Annotated in this window: 11 protein-coding genes; 6 read left to right on the top strand and 5 right to left on the bottom strand. The window is 55.4% G+C overall.

Annotated features, from left to right (window positions below; translation table 11 throughout):
• Positions 1-82 precede the first annotated feature (82 nt).
• The 3 genes from MOY_RS07720 to MOY_RS07710 all read left to right on the top strand — a co-directional run bounded on the left by MOY_RS07720 (position 83) and on the right by MOY_RS07710 (position 4,560).
• Complete coding sequence (locus tag MOY_RS07720; RefSeq protein ID WP_009098345.1) at positions 83-514, top strand: host attachment protein; 432 nt, start codon at positions 83-85, stop codon at positions 512-514.
• Between the two features lie 69 nt (positions 515-583).
• Complete coding sequence (locus tag MOY_RS07715) at positions 584-2,443, top strand: methyl-accepting chemotaxis protein (protein WP_009098343.1); 1,860 nt, start codon at positions 584-586, stop codon at positions 2,441-2,443.
• An 8-nt stretch (positions 2,444-2,451) separates the two neighbouring features.
• Entirely contained in the window at positions 2,452-4,560 is a 2,109-nt protein-coding gene (locus tag MOY_RS07710; protein ID WP_009098342.1) for a methyl-accepting chemotaxis protein, read from the top strand.
• 4 nt (positions 4,561-4,564) lie between these two features.
• Here the strand turns inward: MOY_RS07710 and MOY_RS07705 are convergent, their stop codons facing one another.
• Entirely contained in the window at positions 4,565-5,491 is a 927-nt protein-coding gene (locus MOY_RS07705) for a LysR family transcriptional regulator (protein ID WP_009098340.1), read from the bottom strand.
• A gap of 181 nt (positions 5,492-5,672) precedes the next feature.
• On the opposite strand from MOY_RS07705, the gene MOY_RS07700 reads away from it, so the two are divergent.
• Entirely contained in the window at positions 5,673-6,449 is a 777-nt protein-coding gene (locus MOY_RS07700; protein WP_009098338.1) for a ferredoxin--NADP reductase, read from the top strand.
• 166 nt (positions 6,450-6,615) lie between these two features.
• Here MOY_RS07700 and glnK read toward each other — a convergent pair whose 3' ends face one another.
• The 3 genes from glnK to MOY_RS07685 form a co-directional block, all read right to left on the bottom strand.
• The gene (gene glnK, locus MOY_RS07695) at positions 6,616-6,954 is read right to left on the bottom strand and encodes a P-II family nitrogen regulator (RefSeq protein WP_009098335.1); all 339 of its coding nucleotides are present in this window, start codon (positions 6,952-6,954) and stop codon (positions 6,616-6,618) included.
• Between the two features lie 207 nt (positions 6,955-7,161).
• A complete protein-coding gene (locus MOY_RS07690; protein ID WP_009098334.1) occupies positions 7,162-8,409 on the bottom strand; it encodes an ammonium transporter in 1,248 nt (415 codons plus the stop codon).
• Positions 8,410-8,455: 46 nt separating this feature from the next.
• The gene (locus MOY_RS07685; RefSeq protein ID WP_007112359.1) at positions 8,456-8,794 is read right to left on the bottom strand and encodes a P-II family nitrogen regulator; all 339 of its coding nucleotides are present in this window, start codon (positions 8,792-8,794) and stop codon (positions 8,456-8,458) included.
• 349 nt (positions 8,795-9,143) lie between these two features.
• Here MOY_RS07685 and MOY_RS07680 point away from each other — a divergent pair, with 349 nt between their 5' ends.
• Positions 9,144-9,506, top strand: coding sequence for an accessory factor UbiK family protein (locus MOY_RS07680; protein ID WP_009098331.1), 363 nt, complete (start codon positions 9,144-9,146; stop codon positions 9,504-9,506).
• 215 nt (positions 9,507-9,721) lie between these two features.
• Positions 9,722-11,230, top strand: coding sequence for a YifB family Mg chelatase-like AAA ATPase (locus MOY_RS07675; protein ID WP_009098329.1), 1,509 nt, complete (start codon positions 9,722-9,724; stop codon positions 11,228-11,230).
• Here MOY_RS07675 and MOY_RS07670 read toward each other — a convergent pair.
• Positions 11,227-12,195 (bottom strand): alpha/beta hydrolase, encoded by a 969-nt coding sequence (locus MOY_RS07670; RefSeq protein WP_009098327.1) that lies wholly within the window; start codon positions 12,193-12,195, stop codon positions 11,227-11,229. The genes MOY_RS07675 and MOY_RS07670 overlap by 4 nt on opposite strands.
• Positions 12,196-12,264: the final 69 nt, after the last annotated feature.

Here is a 12,264-nt window from a genome sequence, read left to right as displayed (position 1 = left end):
TTTAGCCCTCGCAAGTGTTTGACCAAACGGCAAACGCTTGCCATGGTTAAGAGGCAACTAATGACAAGGAGGACGTATGACGATGACCACCTATATTGTGGTAGCCGATGCCGCCCGTGCGCGTATTTTCACCCGTGATGCACTAAACCTCGTTGAACAGGAGAGTTTGGTACATGCGGAAGGACGGCTGCATGAAGGAGATTTAATCACCGATCGTCGTGGCGCCGATGTCCATGAGTCAATGTCCACTACGTCACGCTCCTCCGGTGAAGAGGGAGCCGCTTCAAAACATGAGAACGAGCTGTTTGCTAAAGAAGTGGTTCAGCGCCTTTATACCGCTCGGGTGGAAAACAGCATGGAAAAGCTGATTATGGTTGCGCCGCCTAAGTTTCTAGGCCTACTGCGTGAAAAACTTGATAACCCCACTCAAAAGCTGGTTATTCACACGCTCTCTAAAGATCTAAGCAAAGCCTCTGTGCAGGATATTCAAAACGCGGTAAGCGATTTGCGTTAATCGTCACTCAAGTCGTGGTCGTTCTCGCCGATAGAGCTTTGGTATCCAGCCATCCTCGAGAGAGCGACCATGTTTTCCTCCCTTCGCATACGAATCTTACTTGCTGCCTTAACGGCAATTACCCTCGCTCTGATTATTAACGGCATTGCCAGCTATACCACTGTTAAGCATCACAATAGTCAACAAATTAGCCGTAACTTAAGCGCCGTCGTAGACGGCAACACACAAGCCATTAATGAGTGGTTTAACGCCCGTTATACGATGCTCGCCAGCATGGAAGATACGGTCGCTAGCGACTCCCCACTGGCTGCATTACGTCAGCTAGCTGATTCCGGCAGTTTTATGTCCACCTACATTGCCTACCCTTCTACATCAGCGGCCGTATTTTCTGACGAATGGCAACCCCCCAGTGATTACGACCCACGGCAGCGCCCTTGGTATCTAGAGGCTGCTGAAGCGCAAGATACTATTATTACAGCACCTTATGTGGATGCTCAATCAGGTGGATTGATTGTTACCTTTGCACGCCCTTTCTACCAAAACAATCAGCTTGCCGCCGTTATCGGTGCTGACATTAGCATTGGTGACGTCATCGATATCGTCTCAGGCATTGCGCCTACGCCTTCCAGCTTTGGCTTTTTAACAACAGAAGACGGCACCCTCGTCGCCCATCCTGATGCTGAATTAACGCTTGAAGCTTCTACGCAGTTGAGTGGAGACCTTACCAATGAACGCCTTAGCCAAATCATCCAAGGCAATGAGCCCCAAGCACTTAAGCTGCAAAACAGCGATAAGCTGCTTATGGGGAGCTATGTCGGCGGCAGTAGCGGTTGGCAGCTCATCGTTGCACTCGATGAACAAGAAGCGACCGCAGGGCTGCGCGCCATTGCCACCACATCGATAGTAACGCTGCTAATTGTCGCCGCCATTACCGCAGTTGTCTTTAGTATGCTGCTCTCACTGCTGCTGCGCCGCTTACTCGGGGTGCGTAATGCAATGGATAACATTGCCTCTGGAGAGGGCGATTTAACCCAGCGCCTACCAGAAGAGGGCAACGACGAGGTTTCCCAAATCGCCAGCGCCTTCAACCGTTTTGTCGGCAAAATGGAAGCGGTATTGATCGATGTACGCACCAGCAGCGAGTCGGTTCACCATGCGGCGAACGAAATCGCCCTGGGCGGCCAGGATCTATCCCGACGCACCGAGAACGCAGCGTCTAATCTGCAGGAAACCTCTGCCTCAGTGGAGCAGATAACGAGCACGGTCGAGCACACCGCCGCGTCCGCTCAAGAAGCCAACAAGCTCTCCCATACGGCCTCGAAAGTGGCTAAAGAAGGGGGACAAGTGGTAGCTAACGTGGTCACTACCATGGAAGACATCTCCCAGTCTTCCAATAAAATTGGCGAGATCGTCACGCTCATGAACAGCATTGCCTTTCAAACCAACTTATTGGCCCTCAATGCCTCCGTAGAAGCCGCCCGGGCGGGGGAGCATGGCCGAGGCTTTGCGGTCGTGGCCGATGAAGTACGCAAATTAGCAGGGCGCAGTAGTGACGCGGCCAACGATATTCAGAAATTGATCGAAGATTCACAAAGCAAAGTGAATAACGGCACCACATTAGTGCAAAACGCAGGGGCGACCATGCAGGATATCGTGGCCCATATTACCCGTGTTGCCGATGTGCTGGAGGAAATCAACTCCGCGACTAGCGAGCAGAGCGATGGCATTAAGCAAGTCAATATCGCCGTGGCGGAACTTGACCGTATGACCCAAGAGAATGCCGCCATGGTGGAAGAGTCCACTACCGCTGCGGAACAGCTAAAAGAGCAGGCCGATCACCTTAAGGGCACCGTCAGCAGCTTTAAGCTGTCGTCAGCAACGCCCCAGGCACTTGAAAGCCCTCGCCCATATATGGCCTTAAAGGGATAGCCACGCTTATGCATTTTCGCTCTTTACGCTCGTTTGTGGTTGCCTTAGCCGCGCCTTGCTTACTTGCCATCGTTGCAGCGCTGGTGGCGTATAACTTAATTGCCGCCGCCCGCACCCAACAAACGGTGGATGACTATACACGCCCCTTAATTAAGGGCGCGCTTGATGCGCGGCTGGATGCCATTGCCGATGCAGAGGGCGAGCGCATCCGCCGAGAGTTAGACACGGCGATGACCCTCGCGTCTCAACTGGCATCTACCAATGCCTTGATGGGCGTAGAAGATGAAGAAGGGTTCCGAGCGTTACACCTGAGCCGCCGCCAGTTATCGAACCTGGTTCGCCAAACCGTCGCCGATCACCCTGCTCTTTTGGATGCCTTTATTGGCTGGGAGCCCAACGCCTTTGGGGATGACGCACGCTACGCGGGTGATGAGCGCTACGGACATGACGGCAGCGGCCGTTTTATGCCTTGGTGGTACCGTACCGGCGACGGCTCCCTGGCGGTACTACCCCTGGGCGATACCATGGAGAGCCAAACACGTCTAGCCAGTGGCGTTCGCGAAGGCGAGTACTACCTGTGCCCGCGCGAAACGCTGGCCCCCTGCATTATTGACCCCGCCGCCTACGACTATGACGGCGTCACAGAGCTGGTCACCTCCTTCAACGCACCGATCGTGGTGGATGGGGAGTTTCGTGGCGTCGCAGGGGTGGATCTATCGCTTAACTTTATTCAAACGCTATTAAACGAAGCCAATCAATCCCTCTATAACGGAGCAGGCCGCATGGCGCTAGTAGCCGGCCGTGGCGGCTTAGTAGCGGACACCGCAGGCGAAAGTGGCCTTGGCTTACCAGCAAGCGAGTCGCTTAGTAATACGCTGATGTCTGGGATTGCCCAAGCGGCCTTTCAGGGCAGTCTCCACAGCAGCCTAGATGACGGCATGCTACAGCGCTACCAGCCTATTCCTCTGGGTACCGAGCAGCCCTGGGTACTGGTGTTGCAGCTACCCGAGTCACTGGTACTGGCAGAGCTAAATACGCTGCAAGGTTTGCTCGGCGACCAGCGCCAGCAAAACACGATCGGCATGACGCTTGTTGGCCTGTTACTTGCCTCTATTGGCGTCATAGCCCTTTGGTGGATTGGTGGGCGAATCGCACGTCCATTAAAGCGGCTTGCTAACCGTATGCAGGAAATTGCCTCGGGCAGTGGCGATCTTACCCAGCGTTTGCTGGTGCATGGCCGCGACGAGAGCGCAGCGTTAGCCGAGCAATTCAATGCGTTTGCCGCCAAAATCCAAGCGATTTTACTGGATGTACGGCGCAGCAGCGAAGCGGTCAATCATGCCGCCAATGAGATTACCCAAGGGGGCCACGATCTTTCACGGCGAACCGAACAGGCCGCTGCCAGCCTGCAACAAACATCTTCTGCTATGGAAGAGATTAGCAGCACCGTTAGCCATACGACCCACGCCTCTAAGGAAGCCAGTGGGCTTTCCGAAACCGCCTCGGAGCTAGCATCCCGCACGGATAGCGCATTTGAGCAGGTGGTCACCACCATGACGGATATTCGTACCAATTCTGATGAGATACAGAGCATTGTCAGCGTCATTGATGGCATTGCCTTCCAAACCAACCTGCTGGCGCTAAACGCATCCGTCGAAGCCGCTCGGGCGGGGGAACATGGGCGAGGGTTTGCTGTTGTAGCAGATGAAGTACGCAAATTAGCGTCGCGTAGTAGCGACGCCGCCAAAGATATTCGCCAGCGTATTGATGCCTCAGCCAACAAAGTAGAGAGCGGCACCCAAATGGTGCGCGATGCCGAAGCCGCTATGCGTGAGCTGGCCCAGAGCGTAACGCGCGTCACTCAGATGCTAGGAGACATCAGCACAGCAGCGCAAGAACAGAACGATGGCATCAGCCAGGTCAGTATTGCTGTGACCGACTTAGACCAGATGACCCAGCAAAACGCTGCCCTGGTGCAAGAATCCACCACCGCTGCCGAACAGCTGAAAGACCAAGCCGATCGGTTGGCCGCATTGGTGGGTGGCTTCACACTTGAAACGACTGGCAGCGAGGCGCTAAAAGAGTATTCACTGCCGGCTCCAGAAACGTGCCGCTGATGGGCTAAGGAATCGGCGGTAGCGGAATATCATCGCTACGCTTAGCGCCCGCGGTCATTTCGCGGCAGAGCCGCAGGAACTCACGCACTCCGGTGGTGAGGTACTTGTGGCGGTGCCAAATAAAGGTGAACTGGCGTCTTAAGTCTAACTCCGGCGTGGGCAGCGGCACTAAGCTGCCCCGTCGGAAGGCATCGCGTAGCGCCAACCTGGAAACGCAGCCGATACCCAGGCCCGATTCCACTGCCCGTTTAATGCCTTCGGTATGCTCAAGCTCCAGCAGGGTATTAAACCGACTGCGCCGATGGCGGGCGGCGTGCTCAAGGGTCATGCGCGTACCTGAGCCCTCTTCGCGCATTATCCAATCCTCACGGAGCAACTGCTCCAGTTCAAGATGCTCACGCCCCGCCAGTGGATGGCGCGGCGAGCAGAACACGCAAAGCTCATCTTCGACCCAAGGCTGGCTGATAATCATCTCGTCATCGCACTGCCCTTCAATCAGCCCCAAATCCAGCGAGTGCTGGCGCACGCCTTCGATGATATGCCGCGTATTGCGCACCGCTAGACGCACGCGGCTGCCGGGGTGCTGCTGCATAAAGTCACTAATCAGCAGCGTGGCTAAGTAGTTGCCAATGGTAAGGGTTGCCCCGACATCTAGCGCGCCTACCCCCTGCTGGCCGCGCAGTAGCTCCTCCACTTCTTCGGCACGGTCCAGCAAGGCCACGGCTTTGGGCAACAGCTGAAAACCGAGCGCATTAAGCTTTAACCGCTTACCTATACGATCCAGCAGTTGGCAGTCGAATTGGCGCTCTAGCTCCGCCAACGCCGTACTGGTCGCGGACTGAGACATGGCAAGCGCACGCGCTGCATGGGAAACGCTTTCGTGCTGGGCAACCGCCACAAAGACCTCTAGCTGGCGCAGGGTGTAATGCATAGCAGTGACCTATCCGTTCGGGGCTCTATATCTATTATTTAGATAAGTGTTATCAGTATAATTCACTTAACAGATATACCACCCGTTATTTAGAATTAGCAGCATCATATACAGCTATTTTTTATTCTTTTTTAGAATATGGCGGCGAGGCGTAGCCCACTCTGCCCCTAGAGGAGTCAGCATGAGCAAGTTTGCCTTAGAAGAAGTCCTCAGCGTTCATCACTGGAACGACACTCTGTTTAGCTTCCGCACCACCCGCGAGCGCAGCCTGCGCTTCAAAAATGGTCAGTTTGTGATGATCGGCCTGGAAGTAAACGGCAAACCGCTGATGCGTGCCTACTCCATCGCCAGCCCTAACTACGAAGACCACCTGGAGTTTTTCAGTATTAAAGTGCCCGACGGCCCTCTCACCTCGCGCCTGCAGCACTTAAAAGTGGGCGATCAAATTATGGTCAGCCGCAAGCCCACCGGCACCCTGGTATGCGACGACCTGCTGCCGGGTCGCAACCTTTACATGCTCTCCACCGGCACCGGTCTTGCGCCCTTTATGAGCCTGATCCAAGACCCTGAAGTGTATGAGCGCTTTGAGAAAGTAGTGTTGATACACGGCGTACGTGAAGTCTCGGAGCTGGCCTACGCTGACTTCATCACCAAGGAGCTGCCCGCTCACGAATACCTGGGCGAAGAGGTCGCCGAGAAGCTGGTTTACTACCCCACGGTCACCCGCGAAGAGTTCCACACCATGGGCCGCCTGACCGACCATATCCGCAGTGGAAAACTGTTTGAAGATACTGGTCTTCCGCCGATTGATCCGCGCCAAGACCGGGCGATGATTTGTGGCAGCCCCGCCATGCTGGACGACACCAGCGCGCTGCTGGACGAGCTGGGCCTGAATATCTCTCCGCGAATGGGCGAGCCAGGCGATTACGTGATTGAGCGTGCCTTTGTTGAGAAGTGAGTCGTGAGTCGTGAGTCGTGAGTAGAAAAATTCTAGTCACTTTAATGACCACATCACTAATACAAAGCCCCTGCTGGAGTTGATCCACAGGGGCTTTGTGCTGCTTACTATTTACAGTGCAAAAACTGACAGCTTTTTACTTCACCACTCACTATTCACCGTTAACCTAAACAGCGTCTTTCCCGGTTTCACCAGTACGAATACGGATCACCTGCTCAAGCGGCATGACAAAGATTTTGCCGTCGCCAATTTTGCCTGTATTGGCCACCTGCGTGATGGCATCGATGACCTGCTCCGCCATATCGTCATCGACCGCCACCTCCAGCTTTACTTTGGGCAGAAAATCCACCACATACTCTGCACCACGGTATAGCTCTGTGTGGCCTTTTTGACGACCAAAGCCCTTCACTTCAGTGACTGTAATGCCCTGCACGCCGATATCAGAGAGTGATTCGCGTACGTCATCAAGCTTAAACGGCTTGATAATGGCTGAGATTAATTTCATTGCGACATCCTCTAGCTTGGTGGCCTATTGTCGAAGGTTGGCGGGCCACTGTGGTTAAAGCCCATCACCCGTTACCGTTAAGCATACACCGCTACCGGCGGAGAATAAAAAATCAACGCAAATGTAGCCTAAGCGTATCCTAAAACAAAAAGGCCTCCCGGTTAGGGAGGCCAAGGGAGCGCGCCGGCTCACTTCATTAGCGCACGTTTATTTCTTAACGCTAAACTCAGGGTAGGCTTCAAGTCCGCACTCAGCGATATCCACCCCTTCATACTCTTCTTCTTCGCTAACGCGGATACCCATGATGGCTTTCAGCACCAGCCATACCACTAGGCTCGCCAAGAAGACCCAGGCGAAGATGCCCAGCATACCGATGATCTGCGCCCCGAAGGTGGCATCAGCGTTAGACAGAGGCACTGCCAGACAGCCCCAGATGCCTACCACACCGTGCACCGAGATCGCACCGACCGGATCATCAAGCTTCAGCTTGTCGAGCATCACGATGGAAACCACAACGATCAGGCCACCCACCATACCGATCAGCATTGCACCGAAGGCAGTAGGCGCCAAAGGTTCAGCCGTAATCGCCACCAAGCCCGCCAGTGCACCGTTAAGCGCCATCGTCAGGTCTGCCTTGCGGAACCATAGCTTCGCCAGGATAAGCGCAGCAATAACACCCCCCGCCGCTGCTGCATTGGTGTTTACCATGACTTGTGCAACATTATTAGCGGAGTCTACGTCTGACACCTTCAGCTCAGAGCCACCGTTAAAGCCGAACCAGCCCATCCACAGGATAAAGGTACCCAGCGTTGCCAACGGCAGATTAGCGCCAGGAATAGCCCGGATAGTGCCGTCGTTACCGTATTTACCCTTACGTGGACCTAATACCAGCACACCGGCTAAGGCAGCTGCCGCACCAGCCATGTGAACAATGCCCGAACCTGCAAAGTCTGAGAAGCCGATCGCATCAATCCAGCCGCCGCCCCAAGTCCAGTAGCCCGATACCGGATAAATCACACCCGTCATCACAACAGCAAAGGCTAAAAACGCCCACAGTTTCATGCGCTCGGCAACCGCACCCGACACAATCGACATCGCCGTGGCAACAAATACTACTTGGAAGAAGTAATCTGCACGCATGGAGTAGTAAGGCGCGTCATCACCGCCCGCGGTTACCGCATCGGCGCTGTTTTCACCGCCTAGCAAGAAACCAAGGTTAGGCAGGAAACCACCTTCCGCGCTGGAGTACATCAGGTAGTAACCCAACAAGAGGTACATGGTGCAGGCAATTGCAAACAGCGCGATGTTTTTGGTGAGAATTTCGGCGGTATTTTTAGAGCGCACCAAACCGGCTTCCAGCATCGAGAAGCCAGCCGCCATCCACATGACCAACACGCCACACATTAAGAAGTAGAAGGTGTCGAGCGCGTAACTCAACTCTGCAAGCTCGTTCATTGTCAGTTCCCCATTAACCATAGAAAGATGTTATTAGCTGGCTGGATTACACGGCATCAGCGCCGCGCTCACCGGTACGGATCCGAATCACGTCTTCAAGGGGTGTTACAAAGACCTTGCCGTCCCCGATTTTGCCGCTGTTCGCCGCGCTGCAAATAGCATCAAGAACGCTTTCCAGACGCGCATCATCAACAGCAACTTCCACTTTTACTTTGGGTAAAAAATCGACCACATACTCTGCGCCGCGATATAGCTCGGTATGCCCCTTTTGACGACCAAAACCTTTGACCTCTGTAACCGTGATGCCCTGAACGCCGTTGTCGGCGAGCGCTTCACGAACGTCGTCAAGCTTGAATGGCTTGATGATAGCGGTGATGAGTTTCATCCCGGTTCTCCCCTGCTGGATTAGCCCTGCTGAATAGGAGGCGACATGGTCGCCCGAAATAAGTGCTTGTCTCGTTAATGCGCATACCGTGCCACTCGATTTTTTTATTATTAAAGTCAGTAACTTGACAAAATATACGGAACCTTTAATACGCTTAGGACAAGAATTGAAATAGCGCGCAGCATGACGCTGCACCATAAGTGATCATTCAAAAAAGCTGCGCGCCCCATTTCGATGCAACGATAATCTGAGCGCACAAATGCAAACGACACATGCGTATTAGCGAAGGGTTGCGTATCCTTACTATTAAGCAGTTCACATTTATGCGTGTTCGTTTAAGGAGAGAACTATGGCGCCCCAAGACCGCATCAGCCGTCTCGCTCAGCAGATTGGCGATCGTTTACAAAACGCATCCCACGCTCCCGAAGATATCCAGAAAGGCGTACAGCAAGTCGTGCGTGGCGCCTTTGACCGCCTGGAACTCGTGTCACGGGAAGACTTTGATATTCTGATGGATGTGCTGCAGCGCACTCGCGCAAGGGTTGAAGCCCTGGAGCGGCAGGTGGCTAGCTTAGAAGCCACGGTAGAAGCCTCTGTGGCTAACAACACCACGCCGCTTGAGGCCGAGGTGCCCCCTACGCCTGATCACACCGACTCGACAAAGCCTATCCAGCCAGGGGCTGCTGCAAAGCCGAACGCCACCGACGAGTAAGCGTAAACGCGTCACCAAGACGGCAGTGCGTTGATACGCCTGCCGCCGCCCTCCTGCGCCAATGTGATGCATGATTATCCCGACTTCTCCCTACAGCACGCCATCGCCGCTAAAGGAACAGTGGTGGCTAATCCAGGGCGACTACTAGGTTTACTTGGTTAAAATAAAGTAAGATTTGGCTAAACCTGGATGATAACAAGTAGCGAGGGAGCGCGATGACATTAGCCATTGTTGCCACACGCGCAGGCGTTGGCTTAGAGGCACCGGCGGTACATGTAGAGGTTCATTTAGCCAATGGGTTGCCGGGACTTACGCTGGTGGGGCTGCCGGAAACCGCGGTGAAAGAGAGCCGCGAACGGGTGCGTAGCGCACTCATCAACGCAGTCTTTGACTTTCCCAACACCAAACGCATCACCCTGAATCTTGCCCCCGCCGACCTGCCCAAAGAGGGCGGCCGGTTTGATCTTCCCATTGCCCTGGGCATTCTTGCCGCCTCCGGGCAGATACCTGTAGAAGCATTGGAAGGCATGGAGTGCGCGGGCGAGCTAGCGCTAGATGGCAAGCTGCGCGCCGTGCCCGGCGTGCTGCCCTTTGCTTTGGCCACCCGGCGAGCGAACAAGGCGCTGATTATTCCTCGCGCCTGCGCCGATGAAGCGGCGCTGGCTGGCGATCTACCCGTTCTGCCCGCTGACTCGCTCTGGCAGGTAGTTGCTCACCTTTTGGGCCAGGAAAAAATCACACCCCATCAGCTCTCTGCGTCAGTTAAATCCACTGCCCCCATGGCAGATTTAGCCGACGTGCGCGGCCAGCATCAAGCGCGCCGAGCGCTAGAAGTCGCTGCTGCTGGCGGCCACAACCTGATACTGGCAGGGCCGCCAGGCACCGGCAAAACCATGCTGGCCAGCCGCTTGCCCGGCATTCTGCCGCCGCTTTCAGAAGAGGATGCGTTAGAAGTCGCCGCAGTGCGCTCCGTATGTGGGCTGCCGTTAGAAGCCGACTGGGGCCAGCGGCCGTTTCGCCAACCCCACCACAGTGCCAGCGCCGCCGCACTGGTCGGCGGAGGCTCTAAACCCAAACCAGGGGAAATCTCGCTAGCTCACCACGGCGTGCTGTTTTTAGACGAGCTGCCGGAGTTCTCCCGCAACGTCTTAGAAGTGCTGAGGCAACCCCTAGAAACAGGTACCATACATCTAGCCCGCGCCAGCCACGAGCGCCGCTACCCTGCTCAATTTCAGCTCGTAGCCGCCATGAACCCCTGCCCCTGCGGGCACTTAGGCGACCCACGCCAACGCTGCCAGTGCAGCGCCAGCCAAATTCAGCGCTACCAAGCACGGCTTTCAGGCCCGCTTCTTGACCGTATTGATCTACAGGTGGAAGTCCCCGCGCTGCCACCCGAGCAACTCACCGCCCAAACCCAGGGCGAGCCTTCAAGTGCCGTGCGGGAGCGCGTAATGGCCGCACGCGAACGGCAGATGGCCCGAGGCGCACTTAACAGCCAGCTGAGTGGCAAAGCCTTAGAAGCCGCCTGCGCGCTTAACGACGAAGAGCGCGCCTGGCTGGCAAGCGTGCTGGAAAAGCTCAAGCTTTCCGCCCGCGCCTACCATCGCGTGCTCCGCGTTGCGCTCACCCTGGCGGATCTACAGGGCGAGCCTAAACCCTCACAGCCGCACTTTATCGAAGCCATCGGCTACCGGCAGTTAGATCGAATGTTGAAAGGGGCTTAACGCACACTCTCGACAAAATGATCCAGCGCTTCAAATAGCACATCGCGGATAGGTTCCGCTTCGTTGACGAGATGGTGGCGGGCATCTGGGTGGCGGTGCACCTCAGCATTAGGGAATTTCTCCGCTAACACATCTAAGTTCCACTCCCAGTCGACGGTTAAATCCTGCTCACCTTGCAGAATCAAGGTAGGCAAGGGGTTAGGCTGCAGCGCCAGCAACCGCGGCATCCAGCGGCGCATGGCAGTAATCCAGGCAACGCTTAAACGCTCGGGCTGGAGCGGGTCGTGGTCGCGGAGAAACTCGGTAAACTGCTCATCGGTGGAGTTGGGCCGATAATTACGCGGCAGCTCCTTCACAAACGGGCTGGCTATCAGATGCAACCAGCTAGCTTGGCTCCAGCGCCAGGGGCGCACTAGCGGCGCCAGCAGCACAATGCCCGACCAGCCGGATGCTTCCCGCCGGGTAAGGGCATCAGTTGCCAGTATCGCCGCACCGGTACTTTGCCCTACGCCCAGCCACGGCTTAGGAGCCATACCCTGAACTTGCAGGGCAGTCTGCAAATGCATTAAGCAGTGCTGATAATCGTCAAAGTCTTCGATCTCTGCCCGGGGGCCGCTGGAAAGCCCATGACCGGGCAAGTCCCAAAGCACCACCCGCCACCCCTGCGCCAGCAGGCAGCCAAGCAAGTGCCGGTAAAGCCCTAAATGGTCAAAGTAACCGTGAATGACAAATGCGGTTCCAGTGGGCCTAGGAGGGCTCCACACCTGGCACCACAGGGCAAAACGGCCCGTATCAATGAATCCAGCATGTACCTCGCTAGTGTCATTGAGCAGTGCTTCTAAACCGTAATGGCAAAAATAGTCATTTACGGCGTCTGTTAGCGCGTCACCCAGCCGTAAGCGTGAGAGCGATGACTTACCTGCCGCTTGCCGAAACAAGCCTTCCAAGTGTTGGAAATTATGCATCAACGTCGCTCCATAAATGCCACCTTCCATTGGCCAAGAGTCAGGCAATAGGGGCTACCTTTCTCATCA

Origin of the sequence: Halomonas sp. GFAJ-1 (assembly GCF_000236625.2) — a bacterium.
Classification (GTDB): domain Bacteria; phylum Pseudomonadota; class Gammaproteobacteria; order Pseudomonadales; family Halomonadaceae; genus Vreelandella.
The sequence above is the reverse complement of the archived record's forward strand: the minus strand, read 5'-3'. Positions and strand labels throughout refer to the sequence as shown.

Coding starts and splice junctions, on each gene's coding strand:
- MOY_RS07720 (WP_009098345.1), top strand. CDS start 83: ATGACCACCTATATTGTGGTAGCCGATGCCGCCCGTGCGCGTATTTTC.
- MOY_RS07715 (WP_009098343.1), top strand. CDS start 584: ATGTTTTCCTCCCTTCGCATACGAATCTTACTTGCTGCCTTAACGGCA.
- MOY_RS07710 (WP_009098342.1), top strand. CDS start 2,452: ATGCATTTTCGCTCTTTACGCTCGTTTGTGGTTGCCTTAGCCGCGCCT.
- MOY_RS07705 (WP_009098340.1), bottom strand. CDS start 5,491: ATGCATTACACCCTGCGCCAGCTAGAGGTCTTTGTGGCGGTTGCCCAG.
- MOY_RS07700 (WP_009098338.1), top strand. CDS start 5,673: ATGAGCAAGTTTGCCTTAGAAGAAGTCCTCAGCGTTCATCACTGGAAC.
- glnK (WP_009098335.1), bottom strand. CDS start 6,954: ATGAAATTAATCTCAGCCATTATCAAGCCGTTTAAGCTTGATGACGTA.
- MOY_RS07690 (WP_009098334.1), bottom strand. CDS start 8,409: ATGAACGAGCTTGCAGAGTTGAGTTACGCGCTCGACACCTTCTACTTC.
- MOY_RS07685 (WP_007112359.1), bottom strand. CDS start 8,794: ATGAAACTCATCACCGCTATCATCAAGCCATTCAAGCTTGACGACGTT.
- MOY_RS07680 (WP_009098331.1), top strand. CDS start 9,144: ATGGCGCCCCAAGACCGCATCAGCCGTCTCGCTCAGCAGATTGGCGAT.
- MOY_RS07675 (WP_009098329.1), top strand. CDS start 9,722: ATGACATTAGCCATTGTTGCCACACGCGCAGGCGTTGGCTTAGAGGCA.
- MOY_RS07670 (WP_009098327.1), bottom strand. CDS start 12,195: ATGCATAATTTCCAACACTTGGAAGGCTTGTTTCGGCAAGCGGCAGGT.